Annotated in this window: 15 protein-coding genes; 7 read left to right on the plus strand and 8 right to left on the minus strand. The window is 47.8% G+C overall.

Features of this window, described 5'->3' with window-relative positions:
* Positions 1-141: 141 nt before the first annotated feature.
* Positions 142-1,080, minus strand: a complete 939-nt coding sequence (locus OXH18_RS21275; protein ID WP_268609471.1) for a sulfotransferase family protein — start codon at positions 1,078-1,080, stop codon at positions 142-144.
* 244 nt (positions 1,081-1,324) lie between these two features.
* Positions 1,325-1,918: a hypothetical protein gene (locus tag OXH18_RS21280; protein ID WP_268609472.1), complete on the minus strand. Its 594-nt coding sequence runs from the start codon at positions 1,916-1,918 to the stop codon at positions 1,325-1,327.
* Between the two features lie 138 nt (positions 1,919-2,056).
* Here OXH18_RS21280 and OXH18_RS21285 point away from each other — a divergent pair, with 138 nt between their 5' ends.
* From OXH18_RS21285 to OXH18_RS21300, 4 genes are all read left to right on the plus strand, one after another.
* Positions 2,057-4,054 (plus strand): GspE/PulE family protein, encoded by a 1,998-nt coding sequence (locus OXH18_RS21285; protein WP_268609473.1) that lies wholly within the window; start codon positions 2,057-2,059, stop codon positions 4,052-4,054.
* 107 nt (positions 4,055-4,161) lie between these two features.
* Positions 4,162-5,280 (plus strand): type IV pilus twitching motility protein PilT, encoded by a 1,119-nt coding sequence (locus OXH18_RS21290; RefSeq protein WP_268609474.1) that lies wholly within the window; start codon positions 4,162-4,164, stop codon positions 5,278-5,280.
* A 111-nt stretch (positions 5,281-5,391) separates the two neighbouring features.
* Positions 5,392-6,627, plus strand: coding sequence for a type II secretion system F family protein (locus tag OXH18_RS21295; RefSeq protein ID WP_268609475.1), 1,236 nt, complete (start codon positions 5,392-5,394; stop codon positions 6,625-6,627).
* Between the two features lie 18 nt (positions 6,628-6,645).
* Entirely contained in the window at positions 6,646-7,233 is a 588-nt protein-coding gene (locus OXH18_RS21300) for a hypothetical protein (RefSeq protein WP_268609476.1), read from the plus strand.
* A gap of 312 nt (positions 7,234-7,545) precedes the next feature.
* Here OXH18_RS21300 and OXH18_RS21305 read toward each other — a convergent pair whose 3' ends face one another.
* The gene (locus OXH18_RS21305) at positions 7,546-7,815 is read right to left on the minus strand and encodes a hypothetical protein (RefSeq protein WP_268609477.1); all 270 of its coding nucleotides are present in this window, start codon (positions 7,813-7,815) and stop codon (positions 7,546-7,548) included.
* A 135-nt stretch (positions 7,816-7,950) separates the two neighbouring features.
* On the opposite strand from OXH18_RS21305, the gene OXH18_RS21310 reads away from it, so the two are divergent.
* Positions 7,951-8,295, plus strand: coding sequence for a hypothetical protein (locus OXH18_RS21310; protein WP_268609478.1), 345 nt, complete (start codon positions 7,951-7,953; stop codon positions 8,293-8,295).
* A 115-nt stretch (positions 8,296-8,410) separates the two neighbouring features.
* Here the strand turns inward: OXH18_RS21310 and OXH18_RS21315 are convergent, their stop codons facing one another.
* Entirely contained in the window at positions 8,411-9,622 is a 1,212-nt protein-coding gene (locus OXH18_RS21315; protein ID WP_268609479.1) for a hypothetical protein, read from the minus strand.
* Between the two features lie 517 nt (positions 9,623-10,139).
* On the opposite strand from OXH18_RS21315, the gene OXH18_RS21320 reads away from it, so the two are divergent.
* A complete protein-coding gene (locus tag OXH18_RS21320) occupies positions 10,140-10,523 on the plus strand; it encodes a RidA family protein (protein WP_268609480.1) in 384 nt (127 codons plus the stop codon).
* 77 nt (positions 10,524-10,600) lie between these two features.
* Here OXH18_RS21320 and leuA read toward each other — a convergent pair whose 3' ends face one another.
* Positions 10,601-12,313 (minus strand): 2-isopropylmalate synthase, encoded by a 1,713-nt coding sequence (gene leuA, locus OXH18_RS21325; protein ID WP_268609481.1) that lies wholly within the window; start codon positions 12,311-12,313, stop codon positions 10,601-10,603.
* A 670-nt stretch (positions 12,314-12,983) separates the two neighbouring features.
* Between leuA and OXH18_RS21330 the strand changes: the two genes are divergently transcribed.
* Positions 12,984-13,847, plus strand: coding sequence for a sulfotransferase family protein (locus OXH18_RS21330; RefSeq protein ID WP_268609482.1), 864 nt, complete (start codon positions 12,984-12,986; stop codon positions 13,845-13,847).
* Here the strand turns inward: OXH18_RS21330 and OXH18_RS21335 are convergent.
* The 3 genes from OXH18_RS21335 to OXH18_RS21345 all read right to left on the minus strand — a co-directional run bounded on the left by OXH18_RS21335 (position 13,832) and on the right by OXH18_RS21345 (position 14,708).
* Positions 13,832-14,089, minus strand: a complete 258-nt coding sequence (locus OXH18_RS21335; RefSeq protein WP_268609483.1) for a hypothetical protein — start codon at positions 14,087-14,089, stop codon at positions 13,832-13,834. The genes OXH18_RS21330 and OXH18_RS21335 overlap by 16 nt on opposite strands.
* Before the next feature lie 15 nt (positions 14,090-14,104).
* Positions 14,105-14,305, minus strand: a complete 201-nt coding sequence (locus OXH18_RS21340; RefSeq protein ID WP_268609484.1) for a hypothetical protein — start codon at positions 14,303-14,305, stop codon at positions 14,105-14,107.
* Positions 14,306-14,387: 82 nt separating this feature from the next.
* The gene (locus OXH18_RS21345; RefSeq protein ID WP_268609485.1) at positions 14,388-14,708 is read right to left on the minus strand and encodes a hypothetical protein; all 321 of its coding nucleotides are present in this window, start codon (positions 14,706-14,708) and stop codon (positions 14,388-14,390) included.
* Positions 14,709-14,775: the final 67 nt, after the last annotated feature.

Genomic DNA, 14,775 nt, shown 5'->3' on the forward strand with positions numbered 1-14,775 from the left:
ATTTTAAGTAAGGCCAATTCTCTATGAGGTTGCACAGTGTACTAACCCCTCCCAACCTCCCCTTAACAAGGGGAGGAGAAGGCAGTAAGGTGGATTCTATGCAGCATCCGCTTGTCGTATGTAAGGAATACGCGGCAAGTATCATTTCAAGCTACTGCGCCAAATCGCGGCAAGCTGAGGTTCAAGCTGATGTTGCCAAGGCTTGATGTTGAACTTGCGACTAATATATTCCCCAATAAACAGCCAAAATCCTAACTGGTGTAATCGGTGATTTAAGCAGCCTACCTTATCTTCTATCTTCAACCACAGTTGTTCAGGGAGTGAAGGATAGGAGATTGGCTGTCCGCTGAGTTCATATCCGCGCTGAGGTAAGAGTGCTCCTACCCTCGCTTCGACTAATTCTATTTCACGCGGCTGTAACTTTCTGCGCCACTGGTGAATCAGGTTTGGATTGGGTTTGGAGTAGGTCGTCGTTGTCGGATAATCCAACATCCGAGAGTCATAGTCTACTCCAGCAAATTGACAAACTCGCTTCAATACGGATTCTGATGAGCTAATTAAGTCTTCGTATTTGACTTCAATGATGCGATCGCTTGAAATTTTGGACTGCATGTGGTTCCACATCTCTTCAGCTTCAATCCAGAAGCGGACTCCATGCCAGACATTTCCAGCCCAGCCCATACCAATCACCGATTTAGCCACATCTCTGGGATCACGAACAATATGAATATAACGAGCATTGGGCCAAATGCGCTGAAGCTGATCAAAATTGCGATGCACCACCGCCACCACCTGACAAACATTTTTGCGCTGACGAACTTGTTCTAAAAAGGAGTTGGCAAGTTCTGGATAGGAAAGCAAGGGATCAATTTCAAACCCATGCTCTTGGAAGATCCAGTTTGAGCGCAATCGGTGATGAAAGGCAGCTAGATCAGGCCAGCCATCACAACCAACCAGCGAATCAACAATATACTCAAACTCCGAACAGACTGAAATATCGGGATGCTGATCGAGCATCAGACGGAACACGGTAGTGCCAGAACGTTCGGCACCCACTAAAAAAATTGGGCTGAACTCCATGGGAACCCTGGTAATTTACTAGTGAATATACAGACACAGGTAATTTTTTACCTACGTCTAGGGGCATGACTATAGATAACTGCAACACAGTCTACTTTACTTTTTTGAAAGGGTAAAGAACTACTTGCCATTGTTAAAGAGTTCATGAATTTCATAGGTGCGTAGTGACTTTTTTAACCAATTTGCGTGATCAGACGATCGGAAATTGCCCTGTTTCGATAGAATATGAAGGCGTAGAATTCGTTTACTGCTTCATCGCCTCCAATAGCGCAGAAAGGGCTTTGTCTTCTAAAGGGTTGACTTGGCGATCGAGTAGCGCAATTCCCACCGCTTTTGATAACGCCAAAGCCGCTACATCCGCATCCAAATTCTCGGTGAGTTGATCGAGAGCCTGCGGCACTTTCAAAGCAGACTTAATGCCCAGCAACATCTCCTCACTAAACCCTAATGATGCAAGCTGCGGTTGCAAAGCGTCCCACTCCACAGGTCGATTGGGATCACCTACTTGAATGACATAGGCTAACAAACGCTGCAACTTCAGTTCTTGTTTCGCCGTCAGCGCAGAGATGGCTTGGGCCGTTTCGGCATTGGTTTTCGGTTGATCCAGGTTTTTTAAAATCTGTTCCCAATCTCGATCGTCACAGGCTTCGGGCTTGCCCACTGTCAAGGAGACGCAAATCTGATTTGATTGAGTATTAAGCTCTGTCACTTCAGCTTTGACGCCTAAAAAGCTTAACCATTGGGCAATTGTAGCAACCAAGGTCGATCGTGTGGCTTGGGTGTTGGCCAATAATCGAAGTTGGGTGCGAACCATGGGACGCACAATTTGTGAAAGCATAGCAGTGTTCCAGCCAAGACATTACCTTACACCATAGAATATCAAGCCAATTCCAAACGGTAATCCCTTAACTTTAGGGGAAATCGTGGGCACACTCTATCTGTACGAGAATCTGTGCAAACCCCGTCTGCATCAACTATGGCTAACTCCTCGTCGCCACGGCGTGCCCTGGTCGTTCAACAAAATTTTTCCCCTTTCAGCAATAAGCTCGTTAAATCCGGTTTTGTTAGCGGTGAACAGATGCAGCAAGCGCTGATTGAAAGCCGCAAAACAGGACGCCCGCTGACTGATATTCTGGCAATGATGACTGGGCAGCAGCTTCCGCTAGATCTATTGCGCCAGTACAAGAAGCAGCAACTGTTTGAGCTAAAGATTCTCTACGGCGTCGAATCGCTCGATCCCGAAATTAGTCAAGTTAATTCAGCACAGATGCATTTGCTGATTGAAACGCTGTTTCCGATCGACCTGTGCCGTCGCTATCGTCTCATTCCCCTGTCTCGCAGCGAAACTGAACCGCCATTTGTGTTAGTGGCAATGGTTGATCCAGATGATCTATCCGCCCAGGACGATCTCAACCGCATTCTCCGACCGCAGGGGTTAGGGCTGCAACGACTGGTGATTACGGCTGAGGACTATCAGCGCATTATTTCTCAGTACCTTGACGAACAGGTTGAAAAACAGAAGCAGCTTGAGTTCCAAGCCAAAGTTGATGTTAAAAGCGATATTGAAAACCTAGACTATCTCGATCTAGAAGATACAGTCGATGACGCCGATGCTAATCTGGATGCCGCGCTCCAAGATCCGGAAGCCGCTCCGATCGTCGCCCTAGCCAACAAAATTCTGGCCAAAGCCCTTCAAGAAGGGATTTCAGATATTCACATTGAGCCGCAAGAAGAACATTTACGCATTCGCTTTCGTAAAGACGGCGTGCTGCGGTTGGGGTTTGAACTGCTGCCTAAAAAAATCATTCCAGCTTTAACTGCACGCTTCAAAATCATGGCAAATCTGGACATTGCCGAGCGACGGATGCCCCAAGATGGGCGAATTCGGCGGCTGTTTGATAATCGTAAGGTAGACTTTCGGGTGAACACTTTACCCAGCCGTTATGGTGAGAAGGTGGTTCTACGCATTCTAGACAACTCTGCGACGCAACTGGGACTCAACAAGCTAATCACCGATCCTGAAACCTTACAGATTGTGCAAGACATGGTGGCACGTCCCTTTGGACTGATCCTAGTAACAGGGCCCACTGGGTCAGGGAAAACCACCACGCTGTATTCCGCCCTAGCCGAGCGTAACGACCCTGGCGTCAATATCAGTACCGCCGAAGATCCGATCGAATACACGCTCCCCGGCTTAACGCAGGTGCAGGTTATTCGGGAAAAAGGCATGGACTTTGCTTCAATTCTGCGAGCTTTCTTACGGCAAGACCCGGATGTGATTCTGGTGGGTGAAACACGAGACAAAGAAACCGCCAAAACGGCGATCGAAGCGGCTTTGACGGGACACTTAGTTTTAACCACACTGCACACCAATGATGCGGCTAGTGCGATCGCCCGACTCGATGAAATGGGCATTGAAACCTTCATGGTCTCCAGTTCACTGTTGGGAGTTCTGGCTCAGCGACTCGTGCGACGGGTCTGCCCCGATTGCCGCATTCCGTTTACTCCCACCTCGGATGAACTGGCCCGCTTTGGTTTGTCAAGTTCTAAAGAAATTGATGTCGTGTTTTACAAAGCCAATAGCCTCAGCCCCGATGAAGTGGCTCAGGCAGGAGGAAATGTCTGTCCAACCTGCAAAGGCGTTGGATACAAAGGACGTTGCGGTGTATACGAAGTTATGCGCATCACTGAACGGCTGCAAACCCTGATTACTGAAGGTGCACCCACTGAACGCATTAAAGAAGTCGCTGTGGAAGAAGGCATGAAAACCTTGCTGGCCTATAGCCTCAATTTAGTTCGGCAAGGTTCCACCACCCTAGAAGAAGTTGAGCGCGTCACTCTGACCGATTCCGGTGTCGAGTCCGAGCTAAAGGCCAAGCGTAAAACCTCACTGACCTGCCGCTGCTGTGGAGCCGGACTCAAACAAGAGTGGCTAGATTGTCCTTACTGCACCACACCTCGATTTCAGGACTAACGATCTAACAAATTGCTGAGTCAGGTTTCCATTCATCTTTCATTCTTTCGCCTTTCACCCCAACCCCTAACCCCGACTTCCCTAATTTCACCTAGAGGAAATGCACTATGGAATTAATGATTGAAGATTTAATGGAACAACTGATTGAAATGGGAGGTTCCGATCTTCATCTATCAGCTGGATTGCCGCCTTACTTTCGCATTAGTGGTAAATTAACACCGATTGGTGATGAACCCATGACCGCAGAGCAATGTCAGCGGCTAATTTTCAGTATGTTGAACAACACGCAGCGCAAAACCCTAGAGCAAAATTGGGAATTGGACTGCTCCTATGGCGTCAAGGGCTTAGCCCGGTTTCGCGTCAATGTCTATAAAGATCGAGGGACATATGCTGCATGTTTACGAGCATTAAGTTCTAAAATTCCTAATTTTGAAAAGCTAGGGCTGCCAGATATTGTCCGCGAAATGTCTGAAAAACCTAGAGGTTTGATTTTGGTAACGGGTCCAACGGGATCGGGCAAAACCACAACGTTAGCTGCCATGATTGACTTAATCAACCGCACCCGTGCCGAACACATTTTAACGGTGGAAGATCCGATCGAATTTGTTTATGAACCGATCAAAAGCTTGGTGCACCAGCGACAATTAGGCGAAGACACAAAAAGCTTTGCCAACGCCCTCAAAGCGGCACTGCGAGAAGACCCAGATATCATTCTGGTGGGTGAAATGCGCGACCTGGAAACAATCTCTCTGGCAATCTCAGCGGCCGAAACGGGGCACTTGGTATTTGGCACACTCCACACTAGTTCTGCTGCACAAACGGTCGATCGCATGATCGATGTATTTCCATCCGAGCGTCAAACCCAAGTCAGGGTGCAGCTATCTAACTCCCTAGTGGCAGTATTCAGCCAAACGCTCGTACCCAAAAAGAATCCTAAACCGGGTGAATATGGACGAGTCATGGCGCAAGAAATTATGGTCGTGACACCTGCTATCTCTAACCTAATTCGCGAAGGCAAAACGGCACAAATCTACTCCTCCATCCAAACGGGCGGCAAGCATGGAATGCAAACCCTAGAGAAAGTCCTGGCCGATCTCTACAAAGCAGGCACCATCTCTTTTGAAGCCGCAATGTCTAAAACCTCAAAACCCGATGAAGTACAGCGCCTAATTGGAAGCACACCGCCGCCTGCTGCCCAACCCGCTAAAGCGGCTGTTCGACACTAAATTTGTTTCAGATTCCAAAGCTCAATCCCCCTATTGAATTTCAAGGGAATCGAACTGATGCCCCTCACCTCTCTTCATTGATACAAAATTCCATCGATACAGAATCGAGCTATGCCTACCTACATTGTTCGTGCCAGAGATAATAAGGGCAATCTTCGCAAAACAAAAATTTCAGCGAATTCTCCGAGTGAAGCTCGGACTGTGCTGCGAGGACAAGGATTGTATGTTCAGAAATTGACCGAAGCACGGGGGGTGATAGAAACGCTCAATTCTTTGAAGTTGGAAGATTTGCAGAACTCGATGGCCAGCGTCACGGTCAAAGATAAGGCTGTTTTCTCGCGTCAATTCGCCGTAATGGTGAATGCTGGGGTAGCGATGGTGCGCAGTTTAGGAATTCTAGCCGATCAATGCCCTAATCCCAAATTAAAAAAAGCCCTGCAAGAGATCAGCGCTGATGTGCAACAGGGAACCAACTTATCAGATTCTATGCGCAAGCATCCTAAGTGCTTTGATGGGCTGTATGTCAGCATGGTGCAGGCGGGTGAAGTAGGCGGTGTGCTGGATGAGGTGATGAACCGGTTGGCCAAATTGCTGGAAGATGTCTCTCGCCTTCAGAACCAAATAAAATCAGCCATGACCTATCCAGTAGCCGTCGGGTTTATTGCCGTTACTGTGTTTCTGGGCATGACCCTATTTCTACTGCCCATCTTTGCCAAAATTTTTGAAGATCTGGACGCAAAACTGCCGCCTTTCACCGCCTTTATGATGGGCATTAGCAAATTCCTGAGAACGCCGCTCTATATGGGCATTTTAATTGTGACGATCGTTGCCCTTGTTATTGCCTACAAACAGTTTTATAAAACTAAGACAGGTCGGCAAACAATGGATCGGTTTTTCCTGAAAATGCCTCTGTTTGGTGACTTGGTGCAAAAAACCGCTACGGCTCGCTTCTGCCGTACCTTTGGTGCACTATCTCGATCGGGCGTTCCCATTTTGACAGCGCTGGAGATTGTTCGAGATACAGCAGGCAACCAAGTGATTGCTAATGCGATCGATGCGGCGCGTACTGAAGTGCAAACTGGCGGCATGATTAGTCTAGCCTTGCAACGAGAACAAGTTTTTCCAGTCATGGCAATTCAGATGATCAGTATTGGAGAAGAAACGGGCGAAATTGATACCATGCTGATGAAAGTAGCTGACTTTTATGAAGATGAAGTGGAACAAGCCGTCAAAGCCCTAACGAGCGTGATGGAACCGATCATGATTGTGGTGCTGGGAGGTATGGTAGGTTCAATTCTCGTTGCCATGTATCTGCCCATCTTCAGCATCATGGATGCCATCAAGTAAGGGCAGGTTCTCTAATTTATGTCTCATCAAGCGCATTACGAAACTGTGCTAGCCACCTGTAGCAACCAGTCTGGGGCGATCGCTCTACTCAAACAATATCGACCGTATCTGGAAATGATTCCCAGTATGCGCCGTCCCCATGACAGCCTAATTTCGATTCCGCTGCCCCTGATTCGGGTGCGATCTGTTGCATCTATAGGGAAAACAGGTGCAGTATCCGGCGAATTAGTACGACTACCTTGCGAGGTTGTCATGCTGATGTGCGATCCAGAGTGGAAAATTAAAACCGGGGTGGAATTGTTTCTCTTCATTCATCGCCCCAACGAAGATTTCTCGCAGTTGCTCGGCCGGTGGCGACAAACTCAGATTTACCTGGACAACGGCTACGAGTGGATCATGCCCAGTCGCTATCAGCACATCCTCAGCGAAGGAGCCGAACAAATTCGCCCGCTGTTTGTGGTGTTTCCAAAGACACCCGATCGCATTTGCCGGGGCTTGAAAGGTGCTGGTTTACCATTCGTCCTGCAAACGCCTGACCTACTAGACGCTGAACCAGCTAATTTCCTCAATCCGTTTTCTACAGAGATGCTAGAAGCAGACGAATAGCCAGTTATGGCAAAACCCAAGTAGTTAAAACGACTGAAGCAATCCAGCTGCCGCATACAGCCCGAATGCAAGAACCTACGTTCACGTTGACCACCGTTGCTATGCCAACGTAATACCACTCTAAACAACCTTGATGTTATCCTCTTCCCACTTGTAGCTGCCTCGATCGCCCGCAGAACGACCTAAAACCACCATGGTATCTTTTCTGGGAGAAGGGACTGGGGGATGAGGGTGGTTTGGGAGGCAAGATTCAGAAGCAAGATCAACGGGTACCAGGCTAATATATCAAGAACAGTAGCTTTCAAAATAACGTTATTTTTGTTCCTCAAACGGACTATGCGATTCTAGTAACCACAGTTTTTCTAAAAGCAGAATGCGTTGACGCAGCAGCGTTGCTCGCCGTTTCTTGTGAACAATCATCGCAAATAAACTGAGAATTAACAGCGCAATTATTGAATTAACTACGATCGGCGTAGTAGATTGAACTGGCATCATCGCGGCTGGCTGAGGGGGTTGGGTAGACGAAGTTGCCAAAACCGCTTGAGCATCACTTGGGTGGATCGGTAGAGTAGGAGGGTGCATGAGTGGCGTTCTAGATTGTAAATGGATTCACACTTACATCTACAACGGGCACTCATGGTTTTACGCTCATTTCAGGTGGATTATCTTCTGCAATTAAGGTGGCAGAAACTGGCAACGTCTAGAGAAATAACTCTAATGTGCAAGCAACAAGGATGGCGAGAGTGGTGGATATGGGCGATCGGGCTACTTGGGCTGGGCGTAATTGGGCTAAGCCTGATCGGAAGCTTGATGGTGATATCTCCGGCTCAGGCGGCTCTTTATTGCCGTTCAACGGGGGAACACACGATTTGCATCTTGAGTATCAAACGCAGCGCCAAAAATTATTGGGAGTATCGCGCTTCCGTGCGCGTAGATGGGGTTGAACGTCCGATCGAACTCTACAATTGCCGTGATCGGTTGCGCACGCAACGAGATGGTACAACTTTACCCTTTGAGCCAGCAGGGGCAGGAACGGTTATTTGTCACCTATTCGATCGGTAAATCGATAAATTGATTTAGTGAAGAAACAACCTGTAAACAGCACTCGAACGAAAAATTTGAAAAGGGTAGGCACCGCCTACCCTTCTGTATGTTTATCACCCACTAGGACATGGCACTACCAAAGTGCACGTACTCCGCCTGTCGCATCATCAGTTGTGCCACCGCCAACGCCGTTTCTGTTGGGAGCGGGGGCCGGCACAGAGGGGCTAGGTGCGGCTGGACGAGTCGGACGTTCGATTGGGGCTTGGGTCGAGGGAGGAGGAAGGAGGGGTTCGCGAGGACGGCTAACCGGGGGAATGCTGGGTTCGGTATCGTCTTCGTCATCTCTCACATTGCTGACATCGTCCACAGTTGTATCTTGTCCAGCGTCTTGTTCGGCAAAACCGGGGCGGGAAATGCCCTCAAACGCATCACCCGTTTCGCCAATTCCGGAATCGCCTCGATTGTCCCGATCGTCGGTCGTATCCTCGGCTTCATCACCTTCGGTATCATTTTGATCGGTATCTTGATCGGAATCCTCGCCACGATCAGCCTCCTCGCCGCGATCGCCCCCTTGCTCACTGTCTTGATCGCTACCCCGATCGTCGCCTTGGTTGTCATTTTGATTACCAGTATCTCGCTCACCATCTTGCCCACGATCGCCACCTTGATTGCCGCTATCATGACCGCTATCTTGCCCACGATCGTCCCCTTGATCGGTATCTTGATTGCCGCTATCATGACCGCCATTCTGGCTACTGTCTTGTCCACGACCATCACCTTGGCTATCACCCCGATCATTTCCCCGATTGGAATCATTGTTGCCTTGTTCATTCCCCCGATCGCCCCCTTGATCAGTGTCTTGATTGCCGCTATCATGATCACCTTGATCACCGCGACCTTCGTTACCACCGCGATCGTTGCCTTGACTATCACTCTCATGTCCACCGCGATCGTTGCCGCCTTGATTGCCGCGACCTTGCCCGCCTTGGCTACTGCCATCATGACCCTCACCACCTTGACCACCGCTATCCTGACCACCATTACCGCCTTGGTCATTGTCACCGTTATTGTCACCGTTGCCGCTTTGATCGCCACCATCCTGACTGCCATCTTGGTCGCCCTGACCACCATTGTCACCACTCTGACCGCCATTACCACCATCACCAGATTCGCCAGTACTAATTAAAAAACTGTCTTGCTCTGTAGCATTCAGTTGACTGAAGCGAGTTGATTCGGAATCGATCGATGATAAGGCTGGCAATCCAAATAGAAAGGTCCCAACACTAGAAATCCCAATAATAACTGCGAGTTGTGTAATTGATTTCTTTCTGCGATCTGAATTCATTGTCATTTCCTTGCACACTCAAACAAATAGCTAGACGACTTGACCTCACACCAGTGAGGCGTAAAATTCACTGAAGCGCTTTTCTGTGGAAAGCCTGATTATGCTAGCCAGCCAGTGAATCATGATTTAGCGCTGGACTAGCAATAAATAGATTGAAGATGTAGGATAGATGCACACTTACAGTATTAGAAGGCACATTAGCTCAGCCATCAATGGGGCTATTGAGCAGGTTTGTAGATGCAAACATATCTGGCAATGGCTACTTCAACCAAACAGTTGAAACAGTTGTGATTATCTGCTTCCAAGCTTTTGGGTTATTTCCTAGATAAACTCTAGCCTTGCTATCGCTCAGTCTCTATCCACCTGAAGACGGATTTGAACGAGTATTATTTGTTACTCAAAATTGCCGTTTGCCTAAAGAATGTAGATTTAGAAAAATCCTTCTGTTAAGTGCTCGTATAGTCGATTTATTCGCTTCATTATTAGAGTAATCAGTATTAGTATCAAGGAGTCTCTGATGCGGCGTTTAATTAGTTCTGGGTCAACTTTTGAGCAGAATGTCGGCTATTCTAGAGCCGTTGTAGATGGCGACTGGGTATTTGTTTCAGGAACAACTGGGTTTGATTACAGCACCATGTCTATTTCAGAGGATGTAGTGGAACAAGCAGAACAGTGCTTTAAGAACATTAATGCGGCCCTATCAGAAGCTGGATGTACCCTGAATGATGTTGTTCGAGTCCACTACATTTTGCCAAACCGAGATGACTTTGAGCCGTGTTGGCCAGTACTGCGGCGGTATTTCGGAGATATTCGACCCGCTTCTACGATGATTGTAGCTGGCTTGGCAGATGAGCGGATGCGTATTGAGATTGAAGTGACGGCGCGACGATCGACCACGTAGGGGCACTGCCATCAGTACCCCTATAGATGCTAAATGAAGGCTTGAACGATCGAGGTTGTTATCTACTTCTCGACTGTCTACTGTTTATCAGCAAAAAACTGACTGAACAGGTGCTTTTGCGCAGTTGCATCCAATCGATCGATCGCCCGATTCACGCTGCTTAAAACAGCCAACAACGAAGCCGTCACAATATTGGAGTGAATGCCTACCCCATAAAGTGATCCTGGAATGCAATCGCCGCTTAACTCGATGTAGGCAACTGCGGTAGCGTCGCTGCCTTGGGTCATTGATCGTTCTTCGTAGGAGTGAACCCACAGGTTTAAATTGAGTGCCTGAAGAAAAGCATCGATTGGACCGTTACCGTTGCCGATTCGTGTGATTGCTTGATGACGGAATTGTAGATCAACAGTGATTATCTGATTACCCAGAAATTCCTCGTCTTCCGATAAGTGATGAGAAATATACTTAAACGGTTCGTATACTTGCAAATATTCGCGACTAAACAACTGCCAGAGATGCTCGGCTGTCATTTCCTTGCCACTGGCATCCATTGTTTGTTGCACCACTTGACTGAACTCAATTTGTAAACGTCGTGGCATTACCAAGTTATAGTCGCGTTCCAGCAAGAAGGCCATGCCGCCTTTGCCAGATTGACTGTTGACGCGAATAATTGATTCGTAGGTGCGGCCCAAATCAGCGGGATCGATCGGCAGATAGGGAACTTCCCAAAGAGCATTGGCTGCTTGGGCAGCGAATCCTTTTTTGATGGCATCTTGATGTGAACCAGAAAATGCCGTAAAGACCAGATCGCCTACATAGGGATGACGAGGATGAATCGGTAGCTGGTTACAATACTCAACGGTTCTCGCGACTTCATTGATATTGGAGAAATTCAGCCCTGGATGAATGCCTTGGGTATATAAGTTCAGCGCCAATGTTACCAAATCGACATTGCCCGTGCGCTCGCCGTTGCCAAATAAGCATCCTTCCACGCGATCGGCTCCGGCCATTTGCGCCAGTTCGGCGGCTGCCGTGCCACAGCCTCGATCGTTGTGAGGATGAACGCTCAACACCACATTCTTTCGCCATTTCAAATGACGGTGCATCCACTCCACCTGATCGGCAAATACATTTGGGGTTGCTACTTCCACTGTAGCAGGCAAGTTAATAATGGCTTTGCGATCGGGGGATGGTTGCCAAATGTCTAGCACTGCATCACAGATTTCCTTGGCAAAATTAAGCTCGGTTGCGGTAAAGGTTTCAGGAGAATATTCAAAACGCCACTCGGTTTCTGGCTGTTCGGCTGCTAACTGGTTACAGAGGGCGGCGGCTGTTGTTGCCAATTGAATCGTTCCGGCTCGATCGAGTCCAAACACGGTACGGCGAAAAACAGGTGAAGTAGCATTGTACACATGCACGATCGCTCGTTTAGCACCGCGCAATGACTCGAATGTGCGACGAATGAGATCTTCTCGAGCTTGAGTTAAAACTTGAATGGTTACATCATCGGGAATGAGATGATGATTGATGAGATGACGAACAAAATCAAAGTCGGTTTGTGAAGCGGAAGGAAACGCAACCTCAATTTCTTTAAAGCCAATCTGCACTAACAAGTGAAACAAACGCAGCTTGCGGTCAACGTTCATGGGTTCAATCAACGCCTGATTGCCATCACGCAAATCAGTGCTGAGCCAGATAGGAGGTTGGGTGATGGTTTTGCTGGGCCAAGTGCGATCGGACAACTGGACAGGGACAAAGGGGCGATATTTGGCAGCGGGATGATTCAACACGATCGTTTTCTCCTAAATTTTTGGTGAGTATAGATACGACAAGAAGATGGTGTAGTGGCAAAAGATGTCGCGAATGCAGGGCTGCCAGGTTGCCACGAATGCCAAACCTGACAACCCACCAACAGTCGCAGTGATACTAGATTCAAGACAAGCGCCATGAGAACCTCCAAACATAAAACAGGTATGGTAAGTGGTAGCAAACTTACTCCCAACTGGTGGGATGAATCGATCGCATGTAGAAAAACTTGGGGAGTGTCAGGGGAAATTATTTGCGCGCAAGGCGCAGTAGTCGCAGACCCAATAGGTCTAAAGCAAGCTGTAGAGATGGCGACTGTATGCAACCCATGTGACGCGAGAGAATCTTTTAGGTAAAGTAATACAAATGCTGTACCTCATAGTAAAAGCAAATTAGCGCTGCGGTCAAGTCACTCATTCAGGTGAAGAACAAGTGTATTGAAAACCTAAGTGATAGGCTCCTAAGGTAGAGCATCAGTGACATGCAGTATCATACTGCTGAACAGAAACATGAGAATTATCTTAATCTTGCAACTTCAACAGCCACCGTAGCGTCGATTGCTTTAGTAAAAATATGTGATCGTTCACTATTTGCTCGTGGGTGATTGAAATGCCAACTCATTCTCCTAGGCGTGCAGCTTCATTGCAACCTGTAATGGCAGAAACAATAACTGAAAAGCCTGTATTTATTGCAGGTTTGCATCGCAGTGGTACATCACTTGTTCGGGCGATCGTTGGTTCTCATCCAACGCTAGCTATGTATCCGTCCGATCTACCGTTGTGGCAAGAATTTTATGAACCCTATAAAAATCAAGATTTAAATGATGCCACAATTCGCACTCAGCTTGTAGATGCTATTTTGTCCCACAAAAAGGTGCAATCCCTAGCAACACCAATCGATCGATCGCGTCTATTGTCGGACTTAGATCAAATCAGCATAGAGGGACAAGCACTGATCGATTGTGGCGTGATTTTTGCTCATTTTTTACAGCAGTATGCTCGGTTACAAGGACGATCGCGATGGGGGCTAAAATCTCCCTTTCAAGAGCATTATGCCGAAGCAATGTTGCAAGCCTATCCTACAGCTAAAATTTTGCACATCATTCGTGATCCGCGTGATGTGCTGGTGTCAATCAAAAGTCGCGGCTGGTATTGGGATTTAAAAAAACGCTGTAAGGAATGGCGCAATTCAACCAGGCTAGCACATCACTGGCAACAAACCTATCCACTGTCGTATCAGGTGATTCGCTATGAAGATTTAGTGGCGCAACCTGCGCCGATCGTGCGCTTAATCTGTGCGTTTCTAGATCTAGAATATCTACCAGATTTGCTGCTAATGCAGGGACAAGCTGGTTGGAGCGGTAGTAATTCCAGATTTGCCGATGTTGGCTGGCACAGCAAAACGATTTCCCCGATCGCGGTTGGACGCTATGAGGGCTTGTTGTCGAAGGCGGAAATTGAATTTTGTCAAAGCTATTTGGACAAAGAGATGCACCAGTGGGGCTATAAAAAAGAGTGAAGAATGAAGAAGCAGGGATGAGGATAAGAATGAAAGACACACAGTTTGAGCAGACCAACGTATCTGCCCAATAATCGCAAGAATGCATGGAGCCATCCCATTAACTTAGCGTCGCGTTGCTCTTGCACTACGTAGGCATTAATTCCCGCATCAATTAGCCCAATTCCCAGTTCCAAAAGGGTTCCAGCCGCCACCATCAGCCCCCAACTTGTTGCTAGAGCATAAACTAACAGCGCCATCATCAGCATCAAGTCCGCTTATTCGGCTGACAAACAAAAGGGTAACGGTTGCAGGCGTGAGATTGTAAGCAGTAAGGATGGAGGCAGTAAGACTCCCAACCCACTCTCGGCCCTGCCGATCGCAATGAAGGCATAGAAGGCAATGGCAATTCCAATCCAGGTGGAGGAATGCAGCAGTAAGGTCGATCGGCATTGAGACCGAGGTGGGAAATGAGGCACGTTGGCAAGATGGCGCGTACTAGACCATGGAAGATGCGATTGTCATTGTAAACGAATTCAACGAAATCTGAATCGATTCAGATTAAAACAAGTGAGGCGATGAATGGTGACGTTCCTCTAGCCAGCTTAGCAACTCAGACTGAGAGTTGAAGTCTAGAACACAATCGCTATTTGGATCGTAGACGTGCCATTGTACGTTGCCCTGCGTGTCTACCCGTTCCTGAATCTCTGGTTCTGATTGGAAAAAGGAAAAGGTTGGCAGCGAATGCTGAATCCGACTGAGGACTGCTGCTATTTTTTGCCCGATCGAGGACTGTTGGGTAGGTGATTGCTGTTGAAACTCTAAGGCTAAGTAAGAGCGCCACTGTTGGCGGGTGCGGGCTGGTTTTGTTTTTAGTGGCATAAACATCTCCTCAAACCAAGAACTGGATTGTCTAATGATTCTGAATCGATTAAGATTCATGTCTCCA

It is taken from the genome of Thermocoleostomius sinensis A174, assembly GCF_026802175.1.
Taxonomy (GTDB): domain Bacteria; phylum Cyanobacteriota; class Cyanobacteriia; order Elainellales; family Elainellaceae; genus Thermocoleostomius; species Thermocoleostomius sinensis.

Coding starts and splice junctions, on each gene's coding strand:
- OXH18_RS21275 (WP_268609471.1), bottom strand. CDS start 1,080: ATGGAGTTCAGCCCAATTTTTTTAGTGGGTGCCGAACGTTCTGGCACT.
- OXH18_RS21280 (WP_268609472.1), bottom strand. CDS start 1,918: ATGCTTTCACAAATTGTGCGTCCCATGGTTCGCACCCAACTTCGATTA.
- OXH18_RS21285 (WP_268609473.1), top strand. CDS start 2,057: ATGGCTAACTCCTCGTCGCCACGGCGTGCCCTGGTCGTTCAACAAAAT.
- OXH18_RS21290 (WP_268609474.1), top strand. CDS start 4,162: ATGGAATTAATGATTGAAGATTTAATGGAACAACTGATTGAAATGGGA.
- OXH18_RS21295 (WP_268609475.1), top strand. CDS start 5,392: ATGCCTACCTACATTGTTCGTGCCAGAGATAATAAGGGCAATCTTCGC.
- OXH18_RS21300 (WP_268609476.1), top strand. CDS start 6,646: ATGTCTCATCAAGCGCATTACGAAACTGTGCTAGCCACCTGTAGCAAC.
- OXH18_RS21305 (WP_268609477.1), bottom strand. CDS start 7,815: ATGCACCCTCCTACTCTACCGATCCACCCAAGTGATGCTCAAGCGGTT.
- OXH18_RS21310 (WP_268609478.1), top strand. CDS start 7,951: ATGTGCAAGCAACAAGGATGGCGAGAGTGGTGGATATGGGCGATCGGG.
- OXH18_RS21315 (WP_268609479.1), bottom strand. CDS start 9,622: ATGAATTCAGATCGCAGAAAGAAATCAATTACACAACTCGCAGTTATT.
- OXH18_RS21320 (WP_268609480.1), top strand. CDS start 10,140: ATGCGGCGTTTAATTAGTTCTGGGTCAACTTTTGAGCAGAATGTCGGC.
- OXH18_RS21330 (WP_268609482.1), top strand. CDS start 12,984: ATGGCAGAAACAATAACTGAAAAGCCTGTATTTATTGCAGGTTTGCAT.
- OXH18_RS21335 (WP_268609483.1), bottom strand. CDS start 14,089: ATGATGGCGCTGTTAGTTTATGCTCTAGCAACAAGTTGGGGGCTGATG.
- OXH18_RS21345 (WP_268609485.1), bottom strand. CDS start 14,708: ATGCCACTAAAAACAAAACCAGCCCGCACCCGCCAACAGTGGCGCTCT.